16 protein-coding genes are annotated in these 16,905 nt (G+C 70.9%); 9 read left to right on the top strand and 7 right to left on the bottom strand.

Annotation, left to right across the window (positions count from 1 at the left end):
• Window positions 1-11: 11 nt before the first annotated feature.
• Window positions 12-1,610, bottom strand: a complete 1,599-nt coding sequence (locus tag STSP_RS36060) for a hypothetical protein (RefSeq protein WP_067285485.1) — start codon at window positions 1,608-1,610, stop codon at window positions 12-14.
• Between the two features lie 329 nt (window positions 1,611-1,939).
• Here STSP_RS36060 and STSP_RS36055 point away from each other — a divergent pair, with 329 nt between their 5' ends.
• Window positions 1,940-2,773, top strand: coding sequence for a class I SAM-dependent methyltransferase (locus tag STSP_RS36055; RefSeq protein ID WP_067285483.1), 834 nt, complete (start codon window positions 1,940-1,942; stop codon window positions 2,771-2,773).
• Window positions 2,774-2,867: 94 nt separating this feature from the next.
• On the opposite strand, the gene STSP_RS36050 is transcribed toward STSP_RS36055, so the two are convergent.
• The gene (locus STSP_RS36050) at window positions 2,868-3,857 is read right to left on the bottom strand and encodes a quinone oxidoreductase family protein (RefSeq protein WP_067285482.1); all 990 of its coding nucleotides are present in this window, start codon (window positions 3,855-3,857) and stop codon (window positions 2,868-2,870) included.
• Window positions 3,858-3,990: 133 nt separating this feature from the next.
• On the opposite strand from STSP_RS36050, the gene STSP_RS36045 reads away from it, so the two are divergent.
• Window positions 3,991-4,332, top strand: a complete 342-nt coding sequence (locus STSP_RS36045) for an ArsR/SmtB family transcription factor (RefSeq protein WP_408646406.1) — start codon at window positions 3,991-3,993, stop codon at window positions 4,330-4,332.
• A gap of 78 nt (window positions 4,333-4,410) precedes the next feature.
• Here the strand turns inward: STSP_RS36045 and STSP_RS36040 are convergent, their stop codons facing one another.
• Window positions 4,411-5,004, bottom strand: a complete 594-nt coding sequence (locus STSP_RS36040; RefSeq protein WP_067285480.1) for a TetR/AcrR family transcriptional regulator — start codon at window positions 5,002-5,004, stop codon at window positions 4,411-4,413.
• 143 nt (window positions 5,005-5,147) lie between these two features.
• Between STSP_RS36040 and STSP_RS36035 the strand changes: the two genes are divergently transcribed.
• Window positions 5,148-7,019 carry a serine/threonine-protein kinase gene (locus STSP_RS36035; RefSeq protein WP_067285479.1) on the top strand — a complete coding sequence of 624 codons (1,872 nt, stop codon included), beginning with the start codon at window positions 5,148-5,150 and terminating at the stop codon, window positions 7,017-7,019.
• Window positions 7,020-7,037: 18 nt separating this feature from the next.
• Here the strand turns inward: STSP_RS36035 and STSP_RS36030 are convergent, their stop codons facing one another.
• On the bottom strand, window positions 7,038-8,429 hold the full coding sequence (locus tag STSP_RS36030) for a purine-cytosine permease family protein (RefSeq protein WP_067285477.1): 1,392 nt from the start codon (window positions 8,427-8,429) through the stop codon (window positions 7,038-7,040).
• 190 nt (window positions 8,430-8,619) lie between these two features.
• Here STSP_RS36030 and STSP_RS36025 point away from each other — a divergent pair, with 190 nt between their 5' ends.
• Window positions 8,620-9,585: a DMT family transporter gene (locus tag STSP_RS36025; RefSeq protein ID WP_067285475.1), complete on the top strand. Its 966-nt coding sequence runs from the start codon at window positions 8,620-8,622 to the stop codon at window positions 9,583-9,585.
• On the opposite strand, the gene STSP_RS38020 is transcribed toward STSP_RS36025, so the two are convergent.
• Together STSP_RS38020 and STSP_RS36020 are read right to left on the bottom strand one after the other, a co-directional pair.
• Complete coding sequence (locus tag STSP_RS38020; RefSeq protein ID WP_157902988.1) at window positions 9,467-10,372, bottom strand: LysR family transcriptional regulator; 906 nt, start codon at window positions 10,370-10,372, stop codon at window positions 9,467-9,469. The two genes, STSP_RS36025 and STSP_RS38020, sit on opposite strands and share 119 nt — an antisense overlap.
• 1 nt (window position 10,373) lies before the next feature.
• On the bottom strand, window positions 10,374-10,781 hold the full coding sequence (locus STSP_RS36020) for a PLD nuclease N-terminal domain-containing protein (protein ID WP_067285473.1): 408 nt from the start codon (window positions 10,779-10,781) through the stop codon (window positions 10,374-10,376).
• A 100-nt stretch (window positions 10,782-10,881) separates the two neighbouring features.
• Between STSP_RS36020 and STSP_RS36015 the strand changes: the two genes are divergently transcribed.
• Window positions 10,882-12,333, top strand: a complete 1,452-nt coding sequence (locus STSP_RS36015; RefSeq protein WP_067285472.1) for a menaquinone biosynthesis decarboxylase — start codon at window positions 10,882-10,884, stop codon at window positions 12,331-12,333.
• On the top strand, window positions 12,330-13,232 hold the full coding sequence (gene mqnP, locus STSP_RS36010) for a menaquinone biosynthesis prenyltransferase MqnP (protein WP_067285470.1): 903 nt from the start codon (window positions 12,330-12,332) through the stop codon (window positions 13,230-13,232). Before STSP_RS36015 ends, mqnP begins: the two co-directional genes overlap by 4 nt.
• Here the strand turns inward: mqnP and STSP_RS36005 are convergent.
• Window positions 13,222-13,863: a rhomboid family intramembrane serine protease gene (locus STSP_RS36005; protein ID WP_067285585.1), complete on the bottom strand. Its 642-nt coding sequence runs from the start codon at window positions 13,861-13,863 to the stop codon at window positions 13,222-13,224. The two genes, mqnP and STSP_RS36005, sit on opposite strands and share 11 nt — an antisense overlap.
• A 204-nt stretch (window positions 13,864-14,067) precedes the next feature.
• Between STSP_RS36005 and STSP_RS36000 the strand changes: the two genes are divergently transcribed.
• The 3 genes from STSP_RS36000 (at window position 14,068) to mqnE (ending at window position 16,657) form a co-directional block, all read left to right on the top strand.
• Window positions 14,068-14,715: a UbiX family flavin prenyltransferase gene (locus tag STSP_RS36000; protein WP_078067801.1), complete on the top strand. Its 648-nt coding sequence runs from the start codon at window positions 14,068-14,070 to the stop codon at window positions 14,713-14,715.
• A gap of 234 nt (window positions 14,716-14,949) precedes the next feature.
• Window positions 14,950-15,405 carry an Lrp/AsnC family transcriptional regulator gene (locus STSP_RS35995; RefSeq protein ID WP_067285467.1) on the top strand — a complete coding sequence of 152 codons (456 nt, stop codon included), beginning with the start codon at window positions 14,950-14,952 and terminating at the stop codon, window positions 15,403-15,405.
• Window positions 15,406-15,493: 88 nt separating this feature from the next.
• Window positions 15,494-16,657: an aminofutalosine synthase MqnE gene (mqnE, locus tag STSP_RS35990; protein ID WP_067285465.1), complete on the top strand. Its 1,164-nt coding sequence runs from the start codon at window positions 15,494-15,496 to the stop codon at window positions 16,655-16,657.
• The last annotated feature ends 248 nt before the right edge of the window (window positions 16,658-16,905 follow it).

Genomic DNA, 16,905 nt, shown 5'->3' with positions numbered 1-16,905 from the left:
ACGCCCCAGTGTCAGGGAGTCGCCGCAGGCGACAAGTAGGCCCGGTAATCGGTCACCCGACCAAGCTCCGGCAGCCGGTGCGGACGCCACCCGCGGGCGTAAGCCGGGGGCTGCCGGCCCCCGGCGACGAGAACCGCGACAGGCCGCCGGAGGCCCATGGCTGCGAGTTCGGCCCGCGTGATGCTCGCGTCATGCCCACTCGGCTGACGCGACGCACACCCGGTGCGGAAGGCGACACGAATCGCCTCCGTCCCGGTGACCACACAGGGCGGCCGCACCCCCTGCGCCCGCAGCGCGGCGGCGACCCGCCCGTAGTCGACGGTGTCGGCACGTACGCGGCCCGTCACCCCCTCGAGTACGCGGTACTGGACGGCCAGATGCCCGACGACGACCACCACGACGAGCACCAGGGCAGCCGGGCGCCACCCCCGCCGGACACGACTCACGCGGACGAGGCCGCACGCGACGCAGAGGCGTACCAGGCCGTACGCCACCGGCAGGGCCAGCAGCGCGTACGCCGGAAGCAGGAAGCGCGGGGCCGCATAGCCGACGGTGAACAGATAGGGCGCGGCCAGCGCCAGCCCGACCACGGTGGCCAGGACGACCGCGGTGCGATGGCGGCTCCGGGCCGCCGCCCAGACGCCGGCCGCGACCAGCAGCGGCAGCGCGAAGAACCACAGGGCGGTGGCAGGGTGCCGCCACGGCACGTCGCAGGGACGGCACAGGGTGCGCCCGCTCAGCGCGCGCACGTGGTCGTCGATTGCGAAGTACCAGCCCAGGCTGCCCTGGATCTCGCTGGCGCGGTGCAGCCGCGCGAACAGGCCGCCGTAGCGGACGTACGCCTCGACGACCCACTCCGCGCTGCCCAGCGCCAGGCCGGCGGCGAGCACGACGAGCAGCAGCAGCCGGCGCCGCGGACGGATACGGTGCCTGCGCACCAGCAGGGCGGCCCCGGCCAGCGGCAGGGCCAGCCACACGGCGTCCAGCGGGCGCATCAGCGCGGCCAGCGCCACGGCGGCGCCCAGGCCGGCCAGGGCGCGGCGGTCGCCGGGGTCCCGTGCCGTGCGCAGGAGGCAGCCGGTCGCGGCGAGGGCTCCGTACGCGACCCAGAGGTTCGGCATCGCCGACGGACCGTAGAACAGCGTGACCCACAGGCTCGCGAACAGGGCCCCGGCGGCGGCGAGCACGGGTGCGGGCAGCAGCCGCCGCCACACCCACAGCGCCAGGAACAGCCCGGCGCCGGACAGCAGGGCCAGGTACACGCGGAGCGCACCGGTGGAGGTGGTCAGCGCGGCGACGGGAGCGACGATCAAGGTGATGCCGCGGGCGCGGGGCGCGCTGAAGAACGCCGCCGGGGCCTGGGGGCTGACCTGGCTGACGTACACCGTCTCGTCCCAGCCGAGCCCGAGACCGGGGACCACCAGGAGGAGCTGGGCGAGCGTGAAGGCGGCGGCGACGGACGCGAGCCAGGGGAGCGCGCCCGCGGCCACCCCGGCGCGCGGAACCCATCGGCGCGCCCCACGACCTCGTGTCCCACGTCCTCGCGCCCCGTCCCGGACGTCGTCCCGGACACCGGTCCACGCGCCGGAGATCAAGCGTGATTGCTGCATGGCCTGGCCTCGCTCGAACAGTGCGGAGGGTGCCGGTCGTGCCGGTGGTCCGGCCGGGCTCCCGTCGTGCCCCCTCCACGCTGCGCGTGGCCGCCCCTGTCCACCACGACGACGCGCCACTCGGCCGAACGACTCTCCCGAACGGCCGAGCCCACGTCCGTCCCACGTCCTCTCCATGTCCTCCATGGCGCTGACCGGCAGGCCGAGCCGGTACCGAGCGGTGCCGCGCGATGCGGCACGGCCGAACGGGTGACGCGGAAATGGGACGGGCGCAGGGTACGTCGCTAGCATCCGCGCAGGGGCAGCCCACGAATGGCACGGAGGCCGTCATGCAGAAAACATCCGCTTTGCGCCTGCGGACGAATCGTGCACGACTCGGACACAAGGCGCGTTACGCGCTGCAGCATCCGGAGCGCGTGCTGCCGTATCTGCGACGGGCGGGCCGGGACGGCTGGCTGCGGCTGCGGTACCGCGGAAGCCACGTCGCGTACTACCGGGCCGTGATGGCGTCGGACACCGCGAGGAGTCCCGAGGCGGCGGTCGGCGGCCGGCCGTCCCACGAACGCTGGCTGGCCATCGGGCAGCTGCAGTTCGACTACCTCCAGCAGCACGGGCTGAAGCCCGAGAACCGGATGCTGGAGATCGGCTGCGGCAATCTGCGCGCCGGCTGGCGGTTCATCCAGTACCTGGACCCCGGCCACTACTACGGCATCGACATCTCGCCCGACATCCTCATCGAGGCCAAGAAGACGCTGGTCCGCTACGGCCTCCAGGAGAAGGTGCCGCACCTCACGCCCGTCGACAACCTGAAGCTGGACTTCCTCCCCGACGCGTACTTCACGGTCGTGCACGCGCACAGCGTGTTCTCGCACTCGCCGCTGGAGGTCATCGACGAGTGCCTGTCGAACGTCGGACGGGTGCTGGCCCCCGGCGGCTTCTTCGACTTCACCTTCGACCGCACCGAGGGCAGCGAACACCAGGTGCTTCGTGAGGACTTCTACTACCGCACGGAGACGCTGATCCGGCTGGCCGAGAAGCACGGGCTCGTCGCCCGCTTCATGGACGACTGGGAGCAGACCTGGCACCCCCAGTCGAAGATCCGCATCACGCATGCCGCGACAGACCCCGCCACGGAACGTCCGGCGGACGCCGTCCGGGCGTAGGTCCTGCCTGCGCGTCGGGCGGTAGGCCCTACGCGTCGGGCGTAGGGCCTAGGCGTCGGGCGTAGGGCCTACGCGTATTGGCTCCTGGTACCGGCTACCGGCCGACGGCGTCCGCCACCCGGAGCAGCAGCTTCCCCGTGCTGGTGCGGGAGCCCATCAGGCGGTGCGCCTCCGCGGCCTCGGCCAGGGGGAACTCCGCGGTGACGGGGATGTCGACCGTCCCGTCGACCACCGTGCCGAAGGCGCGTTCCGCGATCTCGCGCAGTACGCCGGGTGCGCTCCCGGCCAGCATGAGGATCGAGAACCCGGCGACCGAGCGCCCGCCGGGATAGAGCTCCGGCTGGCCCACCCGCCAGGGCTCCGCCGAGCTCGCGTTGCCGAAGGACACCAGGCGCCCGAAGACCGCCAGCGCCTCCAGGCTCCGGCGGAAGGTGTCACCGCCGACGGGGTCGAGCGCGAGGTCGACCCCGCGCCCACCGGTCGCGGATCGCACCTGGTCCGCCCATCCGTCCCCGACGAACACCCCGTCGTACCCGTACTTGAGGGCGTGCTCGGCCTTCGCAGCGCCCGACACCACGCCGTACACGGCCCCCGCACCGGCCGCCTTCGCCAACTGCCCGGCCACGGTGCCGATCCCGCCCGCCGCGCCCTGCACGAGAACGGTCTCACCCGCCCGCAGCCGGCCCACCTCGTGGAGCAGGGCGTGCGCGGTAGGCAGCACGGTGGGGAGGGTGGCGCCCGTACGCAGGTCCACGCCGTCCGGCAGGGCGAAGACGGTGGCGGCCTCGGCGACGGCCACGTCCGCGTAGGCGCCGCCGTCCGTCAGCGCGGCCACTTCCTGGCCGACCGCGAGGCCGGTGACATCCGCGCCCAGGGCGCGAATCCGCCCGGACACCTCCAGGCCGGGCACAAACGGAAGCGACGCCACCCGGTACCCCTCGGCACGCGCCTTGAGGTCGGCGAAGTTCACACCCGCGTACGCCACGTCGATGCTCACCTGCCCGGGCCCCGGCTCGGGCGCCTCCGCCTCCACCACCTGCAGGACCTCGGGAACGCCGTACTCCTGGATCCGGACAGCGCGCATGGCACAGCACCCCTCGATAAGTGTTCAACGGAAAGCGAACACTCGGGAGTGTATGGTCTTCATCGAACACTCCACAAGCGCACCGGCGCACTGCGCCGAGGCCGAAGGCGGAGGGGGGAGGAGAGAATCAGGCATGGCCATGGCAGAAGAACGCACCAGCCACCGACCCGCCCCCGTCCACTCCCACCCCGACGAGGTCCCGATCCTGACGGCCCTCGCCGCCCTCGCCGACCCGGTACGGATCCAGCTGGTAAGGGAGCTGGCGGGCTCCCCGGAATGGACACGAACCTGCGGCAGCTTCGACGTACCCGTCGGCAAGGCCGCCCTCAGCCACCACTTCGGCGTCCTGCGCGCCGCCGGCCTCGTGGAACAGCGCGACGAGGGCCCGAAGCGCGTCAACCGCTTGCGCCGCGAAGAGTTCGACGCACGTTTTCCGGGGCTGCTGGAGCTGGTGCTGCGCGCGGACCTCGGCTGAACGCGGCAGCGGGGGAGCGCAGGCGCGACCTGTCGTATATGGGGCCACCGACCAGCACCGCGAGCCGTCCGGGGTGCGTCACGGGCTCAGCGATCGCCAGATTCTCTCCGGGAGGATGCGTGCGGCCTCGGCGAGGTCGACGTCGTCGATGCCGGAGAGCCAGCGGCGGGCGACGCCGACGACAGGGCCCAGGACCAGGGACTCGATCAGGGGCAGAGGGAGCGGGGCCAGCTCGCCGGACTCGATGCGGGGCTGGACCCAGAGGGCGAACGCCGACAGCCTGGCCTCCTGGGAGTCGCGGAGCTCCTTGCCCTGGGTCATGCCGTACTGGTCGGCCCTGGAGGAGTGCAGGAGCAGGGCGGCGTCCCGGTGCTCCTGGATGAAGGCGAAGTACGCCCGTACGAGGGCGCGGATGCCCGAGCGGGCGGTTCGGGCGCCCTGCAGGGCCGTGGCCAGTTCGCCCAGCAGCCGGGTCAGCCAGCGTTGTGCGAGCGCGACGAACAGGCCGTCTAGGCTGCCGAAGTGGTGATAGAGGCTGCCGAGGCTGACGCCGCTGGCCTTGGTGACGGCGCTGACGGTGAGGCCCTGCTCGCCCGAGGCGGCGTACACGCGCAGTGCGGCGTCCAGAAGCAGTTCGACGGTGGCCTCGCCGCGTTGTTGCTTGGGGCTCATCCGGCAACCGTCCTTACATGTCGTGCCTTGTCGGTTTCCTCATGGTCCCCGTGGCGGACAGCGTAGAACACCCTCTAGAGCGATTTTCTAGAAGGGGCTTCCACTTCGGGGGGCGGGCCGGGTCGGACGTGAACGGGGAGACGTTGAGCGGGGAAGACGGGTTCGACCTGAGCGGCAGTGGTGCCCGGCCGCTGGAGGCGGATGATCCGCGGCGGATCGGTCCGATCCCGCTGGTGGGCAGGCTGGGCTCGGGCGGCATGGGGCAGGTGTTCCTCGGCGTCCACGAAGGGCGGTATGCCGCCGTCAAGCAGGTGCTGCCCTCCGTCATCAGTGAGGACGCGGACTTCCTGCGCCGCTTCGGGCACGAGCTGGACAATCTCTCCCGGCTGCCCGTGGAGGCCACCGCACCGCTGCTGGCCAGTGACCGCACGGCGCGGCCGCCGTGGTTCGCCACCGCGTACGTTCCCGGGCTCACCCTGCGCGAGGCCCTCGACGTGCACGGGGGGCCGCTGCCCGCCGACTCGCTGTGGTTGTTGCTGCGGGAGGCGGCCTCGGGGCTGGCGGCGGTGCACGCGCGGAAAATGGTGCACCGGGACCTCAAGCCGTCCAACGTCATGCTGACCCTGGACGGCCTCACCCTCATCGACTTCGGCATCGCCCGTGCCGACGAGCAGACCACGCTGACCCTGACCGGCATGATGGTGGGAACGCCCGCCTACATGTCGCCCGAACAGGCCTCGGGCGCACGGCCGTTGACCGGTGCCACGGACGTGTTCGCCCTCGGTTCGCTGGTCGCCTACGCGGCGAGCGGGCGGCCGCCCTTCGGGGACGAGTCCAGAAACGGCGTGCTGTACCGCATCGTGCACGAGGAGCCCGACCTCGAGCCGGTACGCGCCCGCGATCCGGAACTTGCCGAGGTCGTCGCGGCCTGCCTCGACAAGGACCCCGAAAGCCGCCCCACTGCGGCCGAGCTCGTCGAACGCGCCGAGCGGCACGGGCCGTTCGCGCCGCCTCTGTGGCCGCCGGCCGTCACGGAACGGCTCGACGAGCGCGCCGCCTTCGCCACGACGGTGCCGTCGGCGGACCGATTGGGCATCCCGGAGCCGGCGGACACCCTGGAGGAACCGGGAGCCGAGGGCGAGGCCGATGCCACCGCCGAACCCGATGCCGCCGCGGAACGCGATGTCGCCGCGAAGCCCGACGAGCCCGGGGACGGGAAGCCTGCCAAGGCCGAGCCGGCGCCCCGGCCCGACCGAGGCGAGCGTCTCCGTACCCGCATCCTGTTCGCCGTCATCCCCGTCGTCGTGGTGACGGGCACGACCCTCGCCATCCAGCTCCTGCCGTACACGTTCTCGTCGGGGGACCGTGCCGGGTCCACCCCGACCGCCTCCGTCTCGGCGTCATCCCTCCCCATGCCGTCCACGACCGGCGCGAGTGCCTCGAAGACGGCGAAGCCCGCGAAGTCCTCCTCCTCGCCGCCGGACAAGGGGAAGGGGGCAGGAGCATCCCCCGCAGCAGCCGGGGATGCCCAGGACGGCTCGGACGGAAGCACAGGTTCAGGCGGTTCGGGCGGCTCGGGCGGAAGCAGTGGTTCGGGGAGTTCCGACGGGTCCGGCGGCACATCGACGGGTGCGGTCACGAACCCTGCGTCGGGCACCTACCGCTTCAAGAACGGCGACACCGGCAAGTGCCTCACCCAGGTCTACGGCGCCGCGGGTACCGGGGACTGCGCGGACTCGACCGCCTACTGGACCGTCAAGAGCTCATCGGCCGGCGGATTCGAGCTCGTCAACCAGCAGACCGGTCAGTGCCTGAGCGCGAACATGCTGGGCCAGGCGACCTTCGTGGGCGACTGCGACCAGGCCTCCCCACGGCTCTGGCGGACGGGCTCAGGCAGCACCCTCAGGAGCGTGTCCAACGGTGGCTGCCTCGACGTGGGCTCCGGCGGCGGCGCCGGTGTGCACACGCCGTCGTGCGAGTCCGGGAAGGCGTCGCAGCGCTGGACGAAGGTATAGCCCCTACAGCGCCTGGCCTCAGCGCGCCGCCCGGCCCCGCAGCACCGCGTACAACCCCGCACTCACCGCGAACCCCACCAGACACGTCACGTCTCCCACGGACGGCCACTGCTCCGGCACCCACCCCACGTATTTCTCCTGGTTCGAGAAGAGCGGGACGGAGACGATGACGCCCGCGAACAGCGAGGCGATACCCGGCCAGTTGGTGTAGGTGCGGTCGGTGAGGCGGGCCGACAGTTGCTCGTCCGTGGCGGTGCGGGACTGCAGCCACCGCTCCACCAGCACGACGCCCAGCCAGGGGCCCACCCAGTACGCGATGACTAGCAGGAACGCCTCGTAGGCATGGCCCGCGTCGGCCAGGGACGCCCAGGCCGCCGCCGTGCCGGCGACGCCGCAGAGGACCACGATGGCGCTCCGGCCCAGCCAGGCGGGCAGCCGCAGGCCGAGTGCGGTCACGGACATGGCGGAGGAGTAGACGTTGAGCGCGTTCGCGGAGACAGCGCCCAGGATGATGGCGAGCAGCACCAGGTTGGCGAGCCACGACGGGAGATGGCCGGTGAAGGCAGCGGTCGGCGTGGCGCCCTCGGGCGCCGCGATCGTCGCCGACGCCGCGCCGATCAGGGCGACGACGGAGATGGAGACGAACAGGCCCAGCGCCGGGTACAGCGCCACCTTCCAGCGGGTCGCGGCCGGCGGCAGATAGCGCGAGTAGTCGCTCGCGCCCGGGTTCCAGCCCGCCGCGTACCCCCACGCCGCGCTGAACGCCAGCAGGAACCCGCCGATCCCGCCGCCCGCGCCGGGCGCGCCCAGGTCGGCCTCCTGGAACGTCCAGACACCAGCCAGCAGGAAGATGACCGCCAGCACGGGCAGTGCGTAACGCTCAAAAGCGTGCACGAAGTTGTGCCCGATGAAACCGATCACGATCTCGGCGACCACCACGAGCAGCAGCGACGGCAGCGGACGCAGGCCCGTCAGGGTGTTGAGCGCGAAGGCCGCGCTGACGCTGTTGACCGCGAACCATCCGACGCCCGCGACAAGGGCGTTGACGCCGGACGGGAAGGCATTTCCCCTGTACCCGAACGAGAACCGGCCGATCGCCATCTGCGGAACCCCGAACCGGGGCCCGTCCAGGCTCAGCACCCCGTGCGTGAGCGCACCGAGCGCCGTTCCGAGCAGCAGTGCCGCCGACGCCTGCCAGAAGTTCAGGCCGAAGAAGAGCACCGAGATGACGCCGATGTACACGGTCGCGAACTCGATGTTCGGCGACGCCCACGTCCACAGCAACCCCCGCGGGGCGCCATGCCGTTCAGCGAGCGGAATCGGCTCGGAACCCGCCGTCTCGACGGCGATGACCTTGTCGCCGTACTCGGGGGCGAGATCCACGGGCGTACTGGTGGGCGCGGTTGTCATGACCGAAGTGTGGGGGCCGTTCGCGCCCCGGCCCAGAGGCGCACTGTCCGCATTTCGGCACGCGCGGGCGTACACCTTGTACTACGGCCGCGCTTGTCAGCAGCGCCATCGGCGTGGCCGATGGCCCCATCGGCAGGTCGCCCCACTGGCGCGTGGACCGGTCCGGCGGGCCGTCCGTAGCGTCACAGACATGACACCAGAGAACAAGGGAACCGCCGAACTGACCGCCGCAATGGTGCTGTCGGGCACCCTCGGCATCTTCGTCGTCGAGTCCGGCGCCTCGCCCTTCAACGTCGTCTTCTTCCGCGTCCTGTTCGGCGCACTCGCCCTCGGCGGCTACATCCTCGTCCGCGGCTGGCTCCGCGGCCACGGCTTCACCCCCCGCACCCTCGGCCTCGCGGCGCTGGGCGGGCTGTTCATCGTCTTCAACTGGGTGTTCCTCTTCCAGTCGTACGAGAACACGTCGATCTCCGTCGCGACCGTCGTCTACCACACACAGCCGTTCTACGTGGTCCTGCTCGGCGCGCTGCTCTTCCGCGAGCGCCTGACGAAGGCCAAAGCGGGCTGGATCCTCCTCGCCTTCGCCGGTCTGGTCCTGGTCTCCGGCATCCGCCCGGGCGACGTGACCGGCGGCGACAGCACCTATCTCCTCGGCGTCGGCCAGGCCCTTCTCGCGGCGCTCCTCTACGGACTCTCCACCCTCGTCACCAAGCGCATCACCGGTGTACGCCCGCACCTGATCGCCCTCGTCCAGGTCCTCGTCGGCATCCCCCTGCTGCTGCCCTTCGCCGACTTCGGCGCGATGCAGGGGACCGGCGCGGACTGGGGCTGGCTCGTCGGCCTCGGGCTCATCCACACGGGCCTGATGTACGTCCTCATGTACTCGGCGTACGCGAAGCTGCCGACCGCGAAGATCGCCGTGCTCGCCTTCAGCTACCCGGCGGTCGCGATGGTCGCGGACTGGGCGGTGTACGGGCACCACATCGGGCTCGTCCAGGCGCTGGGCGTACCGCTGATCGTGCTGGCCAGCCTGAAGGTCACCCTCGCGAAGCCCGCTGCTGCTCCCGCACGAGCCGCACGGCCTGCTCCACGAACAGCCGGGCGTGCGCCGGCAGCCGCTTCCCGGCCCGCCACGCCAGTTGAGTGCGAAGCGTGAACGGCGGCTCCCACGGCAGCCGTACGAGCACCCCGTCGGCCAGCTCGCCGGCCACGGTCACCTCGGGCAGCAGCGAGATGCCGAGCTCGGCCGCCGCCGCCCGCTTGGTCGCCTCGATCGTCCCGAACTCCATGAAGGAGACCGGATGCTCTGCGACGGACTCCAAGTCCAGCTCGAACAGATCCCGGTAGGCGCACCCCGGTTCGGTCGCCAGCAGGACCTGGTCCGTCAGATCAGCCGTGGACAGCGCGGCCGAGGCCGCCAGCGGATGCCCGGGCGCCGCGACCAGCGCCAGCGGCTCGTCGGCGAGGACCGCCGTCTCCAGCCCCGCGTGCTCGGTCTCGCGCTCCATCAGAAAGCCCACGTCGTACGCGCCCTGTCGCAGCGCCTGCCGCGTCTCGTCGCCGATCGTCGTGCGCAGCGACAGGCGGACACCCGGATAGCGGTGGTGGAACAACTCGAGAAGGGGCGGCAGCCGGTACGACGTCAGCGACTCCATCGTCCCCACGGTCAGCGGCCCCGCGGGCTCCTCCGCACCGAGGACCGCCGCCCGCGCCTCCTCGGCCAGCTCGATCATCTGCCGGGCGTAGGGCAGCAGCCGCTCGCCCGCCTCGGTGAGCCGGATGCGGCTGCCCAGCCGGTCGAACAGCTCGGTGCCGAGGGAGGACTCCAGGGACCGGATCTGGCCGGTGACGCTGGACTGCGCGTACTTCAGTTCCGCCGCGGCCTGCGTGAAGCTCAGCACCGTGGCGACCTTCTCGAAGGTCACGAGCAGCCGCAGCTCCATGTCACGACTCGTCCTCGGACCCGTTCTGCTGCTCGCGCCGCTTGAGCTCCTCCTCACGGCGGCGCAGGTCGGCCTCCCAGTCCTTCAGGAGCGCCTCGTCCTTCTTGTTCTCTTCCTTGATGGACTTGAGGAACTCCGGGTTGTCGTCCGGCGCGACCCATTCGGTGCGGTGGTTGCGGTAGCCCGTTGATGAAGCAGTTGGTGTGGAGCCGCCCGCGGGTGCCTTGCGGGGCTTGCCCGCGACGAGCCAGGCGATGGGGCCGATCAGGACCTCGCCGAAGAGCAGGATGATGATGACCCAGACCACCTTGGGCAGGCGCCGCACCTCTTCCTCAGGGGTGTTCAGGCAGTCGATGAAGGCGTAGATCCACAACGCCAGTACCAGCAGGAAGGGCAGATACCTGAGCATGGTCGTGCGATCCCCCAGCAGACGTCGGACGTGAGTGCGGCAGCGGGGAGCACGGCCCCGGTGACGGGGCCAGGGTAGCCCGTGACCGATACTGGACGGCATGGCTTACGACGATCTTCGCTCCCTGCTCCGGGCGCTGGAGCGCGAGGGCGACCTCAAGCGCATCAAGGCCGAGGTCGATCCGTATCTGGAGGTCGGGGAGATCGTCGACCGGGTGCAGAAGTCCGGCGGCCCCGCGCTCCTCTTCGAGAACGTGCGCGGTTCGGCGATGCCGCTGGCGATGAACGTCTTCGGTACGGACCGGCGGTTGCTGAAGGCCCTCGGCCTGAAGTCGTACCAGGAGATCTCGGAGAAGATCGGCGGGCTGCTCAAGCCGGAGCTGCCGCACGGGTTCGTGGGTGTGCGCGAGGCCTTCGGGAAGCTCGGCGCCATGACTCACGTACCGCCGAAGAAGGTCAAGGACGCCCCGGTCCAGGAGGTCGTCCTGCGCGGCGACGACGTGGACCTGAACCAGCTTCCGGCTCTCTTCACCTGGCCCAAGGACGGCGGCTCCTTCTTCAACCTGGGCCTGACGCACACCAAGCACCCCGAGTCGGGCATCCGGAACCTCGGGCTCTACCGGCTGCAGCGTCACGACAAGCGCACCATCGGCATGCACTGGCAGATCCACAAGGACAGCCGGAACCACTATCAGGTGGCCGCCCGCCGCGGTGAACGCCTGCCGGTCGCCATCGCGTTCGGCTGCCCGCCCGCGGTCACCTATGCCGCCACGGCGCCGCTGCCCGGCGACATCGACGAGTACCTGTTCGCCGGTTTCGTCCAGGGCAAGCGGATCGAGATGGTCGACTGCAAGACGGTGCCGCTGCAGGTCCCGGCGCAGGCCGAAGTCGTCCTGGAGGGCTGGCTGGAGCCGGGCGAGATGCTCCCGGAAGGGCCCTTCGGCGACCACACCGGGTTCTACACGCCGCAGGAGCCGTTCCCCGCGCTGACGATCGACTGCATCACGATGCGGAAGCGGCCGCTGCTCCAGTCGATCGTGGTCGGCCGGCCGCCGACGGAGGACGGCCCGCTGGGCCGCGCCACGGAGCGGTTCTTCCTGCCCCTGCTGAAGATCATCATCCCGGACATCGTGGACTACCACCTGCCCGAGGCGGGCGGCTTCCACAACTGCGCGATCGTCGCGATCGACAAGAAGTACCCCAAGCACGCCCAGAAGGTGATGCACGCGATCTGGGGCGCGCACATGATGTCGCTGACCAAGCTGATCGTGGTCGTCGACTCCGACTGCGACGTCCACGACCTGCACGAGGTGGCGTGGCGCGCGCTCGGCAACACCGACTACGCCCGCGACCTCACCGTCGTCGAAGGCCCGGTCGACCACCTCGACCACGCCTCGTACCAGCAGTTCTGGGGCGGCAAGGCGGGCATCGACGCGACGAAGAAATGGCCCGAGGAGGGCTACACACGGGACGGCGGCTGGCCGGACATGGTGGAGTCCGACCCGGAGACGGCGGCGAAGGTCGACCGCCGGTGGAAGGAGTACGGACTGTGAGCAGCGCGTCCGCCGCGATCCCACAGCCGGGGCGCACCAAGGCGTTCCTGCGCCTGGTGATGATCGAGCACTCGGTCTTCGCGCTGCCCTACGCGTACATCGCGTCCCTCACCGCGATGTTCATGCTGGACGGCAACATCCACTGGGGGCGGCTGCTCCTGGTCACCGTCGCCATGGTCGGCCTGCGCACCTTCGCGATGGCCGCCAACCGCATCATCGACCGCGAGATCGACGCCCGTAACCCGCGCACGGCGCACCGCGAACTCGTCACCGGCGCGATGTCGGTGCGGTCGGCTTGGACGGGCGCACTGATCGCGCTCGTCGTCTTCCTGGGCGCGGCCGCCCTGCTGAACCCGCTGTGCCTCGCGCTCGCGCCGATCGCCGTGATCCCGATGGTCGTCTATCCGTACGGCAAGCGGTTCACCAACTTCCCGCAGGCCATCCTCGGCCTCGCCCAGGCCATGGGCCCGGTCGGCGCCTGGATCGCGGTCACCGGCGCGTGGTCCTGGGAGGCGGTCATCCTCGGCCTCGCGGTGGGCATCTGGATCGGCGGCTTCGACCTGATCTACGCCTGCCAGGACGTCGAGACGGACCGCGAGATCGGCGTGAAGTCCGTCCCGGCCCGCTTCGGCATCCCGGCCGCCATATGGGGCGCGCGTGCCTGCCATGTGATCACCACGGCGCTGTTCGTCTGGTACGCCCTGGCCACGGACGGCGGCGTGTTCCTCTGGCTCGGTCTGCTGATCGTCGCGGGTGCCTTCCTCTACGAGCACTCCATCGTGCGCCCGCACGACCTGTCCCGGCTGAACCGGGCGTTCTTCAGCGTCAACGGGTTCATCGCGATCGCCCTGTTCGTGTGCGCGCTGCTCGACCTGCTGGTACGCGGTCTCACGGTATGAGGCCGTTGACGCCGCGCGGCTCCGCGCGCTGCACCGCACGCGGGCGGCGGAACACGAACGCCGCGAGCACACCGCCCAGCAGCCCGAAGAAGTGGCCCTGCCAGCTCACGCCCGTCGCCGTGGGCAGTACGCCCCAGAGGATCGAGCCGTAGACCGCGGCGACCAGCAGGCCTATGAGGATGTCGCGGATGCGGCGGTCCACGAAGCCCCGGACCAGCAGATAGCCGAAGAGGCCGAACACGACGCCCGAGGCGCCCGCGGTCGTCGAGTACGGCGGCGCCGTCAGCCAGACGCCCAGACCGCTGGCCACGATGATCAGGGCGGCGACGCCGACGAAGCGGCCTATGCCCGACAGTGCGGCGAGGAAGCCCAGCACCAGCAGCGGCACGCTGTTGGCCGCGAGGTGGTCGAAGCCGAAGTGCAGAAACGCGGCGGGCACGATGTCGCGCAGCTCGCCGATGTGCCGCGGGGTGATGCCGAAGGTGTCCAGGGCGTGGCCGCTCGCCGTGTCGACGATCTCCAGCAGCCACAGCAGCGCCACCCAGCCCAGCATCAGGGCTCCGGCCGCTTTGGCGCGCACGCGCCGGGAAGGCTCCGGCACCCGGGCCGGCTGTGTGTATCCGTACGACATCGGCATCCCCCTCCTCTGCCCTGCACAACGCACGGCACTGCCGTCGGGGTTCCGGGGCCGTCCCGGTTCCGGCCCACCCCACCGCCGTCCCGGCGTTCCGGGCGCGGATAGGCTCGGTGCGTGAGTTCCCGTCAGGATGGTCGCCAAGGACGCCAAGGATACGAACAGGGGCAGAGCGCTGGGGGCGCGCAGCGTCGGCCCTGGATCGTCGGGGTGTCCGGCGCATCCGGCACGCCGTACGCCGCAGCCGTGCTTCGTGCGCTGCTCGCGGCGGGCGAGAGCGTGGACCTCGTGGTGTCGCGGGCGTCGCGGCTGACGCTCCTCGACGAGACCGGCATCGCGTTCCGGGATGCGCACTGGCAGGACGACCTGCGGGAATGGCTGGCGCGGGGGGCCGACGGGAAGCCGTATCCCGTCCCGCGCGGCCTCGGCGATGTGCGGTACTGGGCCGCCGGGGATCTCGCGGCCGGCCCGTCCTCCGGGTCGTATCCAGCGAAGGGCATGATCATCGTGCCCGCCTCCACCGCGTGTGTGGCCGGAGTGGCGCTCGGTCTGTCGAAGGACCTGCTGCAGCGCGCGGCGAGCGTGACGCTCAAGGAGGGGCGCAGGCTGGTCGTCGCGGTGCGGGAGACACCGCTGAACGGTCAGACGCTGCGCCATCTGGTGACGCTCGACGACGCGGGCGCGATCGTGCTGCCCGCCTCGCCGGCGTTCTACGCCGGGGCGACGCACATCCAGGACCTGGTGGACTTCGTCGCCGGGCGGGTGCTGGACGCGGCGGGGGTGCCGCACCGGCTGTACCGCCGCTGGGAGGGCGAGCTCGGGGGAGGTGCCCGGGAAACGGGGTCCTAGCGGGGGCGCCTTCTGGACTGTCCCGGCAGGTCGGGGACCTGCTGCCGGGCAGTCGTTTCCTGTCCGGTGCCTTGAGGGGCCCCGGCGCCTCCTGCAAGATCACCTTTGGTCGACAGGGCCACGTACCGACATCTCAAGGAGATGTAGAGAAGGTTCAGGGGCTGTCCTCCCTGCGCGCCTTGGATTTTGCACATAAACTTGCGGGACTGCTGAATAATGAAAGGCTTCGGACCTATGGACGCCGTGGATAGGCAGCTCATCCAAGCTCTGCGGGAGAACGGCAGGGCTTCCTACGCCGAGCTGGGACGGCTCGTCGGGCTCTCCGGCCCCAGCGTCACCGACCGCATCAACCGCCTCGAAGCCGCGGGCGTCATCACCGGCTACCGTGCGACCGTCGACGCCGCATCCCTCGGCCTCGGCGTGACGGCCCTCATCGGTATCTCGCTCTCCGATGCCGCCGACCACGAGGACGTGGCGCAGCGCCTGAAGGACCTCCCCGAGATCGAGGACTGCTGGTTCATCGCCGGCGACGACTCGTTCATGCTCAAGGTCCGGGCCACCGACGTGGACGGCCTCGAGAAGACCATCCGCCGGCTCAGCGGCACCAAGGGCGTCTCCCGTACGCGTACGACGATCGTGCTCTCCACGAAGTGGGAGAACCGGGTCGGGGAGCTGCCCGAACAGGTGTGACACGAAGCGGCCATGGGGGTGCCGCCGCCCGGAGGACGGGGGAGTACGGTTGAGTGCTCGATCAGCACAGGCAATGGGAGGCGCCCGGATGGACGTGGGGCAGAAGCGCGAGCTGGAGGAGAAGGTCCGGGCCGGTGAGCGCCTGACCCGCGAGGACGGCATCGCGCTGTACGAGTCGGACGACCTGGCCTGGCTCGGCGGTCTCGCCCACGAGGTGCGCACCCGCAAGAACGGCGACGTCGTGCACTTCAACGTCAACCGCCACCTCAACATGACGAACGTGTGCACCGCGTCGTGCGCCTACTGCTCGTTCCAGCGCAAGCCGGGCGAGAAGGACGCGTACACGATGCGCATCGAGGAGGCGGTCAAGCTCGCCAAGGCGATGGAGTCGGAGAACCTCACCGAACTGCACATCGTCAACGGCCTGCACCCGAACCTGCCGTGGCGCTACTACCCGCGCTCGCTGCGGGAGCTGAAGGCCGCCCTGCCGAACGTCTCGCTGAAGGCCTTCACGGCCACGGAGATCCACCACTTCGAGACGATCAGCGGTCTGTCGGCGTCCGAGATCCTCGACGAGCTGATCGACGCGGGCCTGGAGTCTCTGACCGGCGGTGGCGCGGAGATCTTCGACTGGGAGGTCCGGCAGCACATCGTGGACCACCGGACCCACTGGGAGGACTGGTCGCGCATCCACCGGCTCGCGCACGAGAAGGGTCTGAAGACCCCGTCCACGATGTTGTACGGGCACATCGAGGAGCCGCGCCACCGGGTCGACCATGTCCTGCGGCTGCGTGAGCTGCAGGACGAGACCGGCGGCTTCCAGGTCTTCATCCCGCTGCGCTACCAGCACGACTTCGTCGACATGAAGGACGGCAAGATCCGCAACCGCCTTCAGGCGCGGACGACGATGGCGACCGGCGCCGAGGCCCTGAAGACCTTCGCGGTCTCGCGCCTGCTCTTCGACAACGTCCCGCACGTCAAGGTCTTCTGGGTCATGCACGGCATCCAGACCGCGCAGCTCGCGCTCCAGCACGGCGCCGACGACATGGACGGGTCGGTCGTCGAGTACAAGATCACGCATGACGCGGACAACTACGGCACGCCGAACAAGCTGACCCGTGAGGATCTGCTCGACCTGATCCGCGACGCCGGGTTCCGCCCGGTGGAGCGGAACACGCGGTACGAGATCATTCGCGAGTACGACGGCCCTGACCCGCTGCGACGGGAGTCGCCGCAGCCGATGCGGGTCTGAGACGGCGCCCCGCCGGCGGCCGCCCCGGCTGGGCCGCCGCCGCGCCGCCTCACCCGGTCGGCCGTCGCCAGCTGGCCGCCGCCGCTGTGGGCAGCCGCGCCGCCGCCGCTGTGGGCAGTCGTTCCGCTGGGGCGGAACGGGTGGGCACAGCGGCACCCCCTCTGGCGGGGGTTCGCCGTGCTACCCCCGGGCACCCCCGACGCAGGGGCACCCGCCGTCGTGGGTGTGCCCACCCTCCCCCAGCTACC

It is taken from the genome of Streptomyces jeddahensis (assembly GCF_001642995.1).
Classification (GTDB): Bacteria; Actinomycetota; Actinomycetes; order Streptomycetales; family Streptomycetaceae; genus Streptomyces; species Streptomyces jeddahensis.
This window is presented reverse-complemented; position numbering and strand designations above follow the sequence as displayed.

Excerpts from the sequence above, each read along its gene's own strand:
- STSP_RS36060 (WP_067285485.1), bottom strand. The coding sequence starts at position 1,610 with ATGCAGCAATCACGCTTGATCTCCGGCGCGTGGACCGGTGTCCGGGAC.
- STSP_RS36055 (WP_067285483.1), top strand. The coding sequence starts at position 1,940 with ATGCAGAAAACATCCGCTTTGCGCCTGCGGACGAATCGTGCACGACTC.
- STSP_RS36050 (WP_067285482.1), bottom strand. The coding sequence starts at position 3,857 with ATGCGCGCTGTCCGGATCCAGGAGTACGGCGTTCCCGAGGTCCTGCAG.
- STSP_RS36045 (WP_408646406.1), top strand. The coding sequence starts at position 3,991 with ATGGCCATGGCAGAAGAACGCACCAGCCACCGACCCGCCCCCGTCCAC.
- STSP_RS36040 (WP_067285480.1), bottom strand. The coding sequence starts at position 5,004 with ATGAGCCCCAAGCAACAACGCGGCGAGGCCACCGTCGAACTGCTTCTG.
- STSP_RS36030 (WP_067285477.1), bottom strand. The coding sequence starts at position 8,429 with ATGACAACCGCGCCCACCAGTACGCCCGTGGATCTCGCCCCCGAGTAC.
- STSP_RS36025 (WP_067285475.1), top strand. The coding sequence starts at position 8,620 with ATGACACCAGAGAACAAGGGAACCGCCGAACTGACCGCCGCAATGGTG.
- STSP_RS38020 (WP_157902988.1), bottom strand. The coding sequence starts at position 10,372 with ATGGAGCTGCGGCTGCTCGTGACCTTCGAGAAGGTCGCCACGGTGCTG.
- STSP_RS36020 (WP_067285473.1), bottom strand. The coding sequence starts at position 10,781 with ATGCTCAGGTATCTGCCCTTCCTGCTGGTACTGGCGTTGTGGATCTAC.
- STSP_RS36015 (WP_067285472.1), top strand. The coding sequence starts at position 10,882 with ATGGCTTACGACGATCTTCGCTCCCTGCTCCGGGCGCTGGAGCGCGAG.
- STSP_RS36005 (WP_067285585.1), bottom strand. The coding sequence starts at position 13,863 with ATGTCGTACGGATACACACAGCCGGCCCGGGTGCCGGAGCCTTCCCGG.
- STSP_RS35995 (WP_067285467.1), top strand. The coding sequence starts at position 14,950 with ATGGACGCCGTGGATAGGCAGCTCATCCAAGCTCTGCGGGAGAACGGC.
- mqnE (WP_067285465.1), top strand. The coding sequence starts at position 15,494 with ATGGACGTGGGGCAGAAGCGCGAGCTGGAGGAGAAGGTCCGGGCCGGT.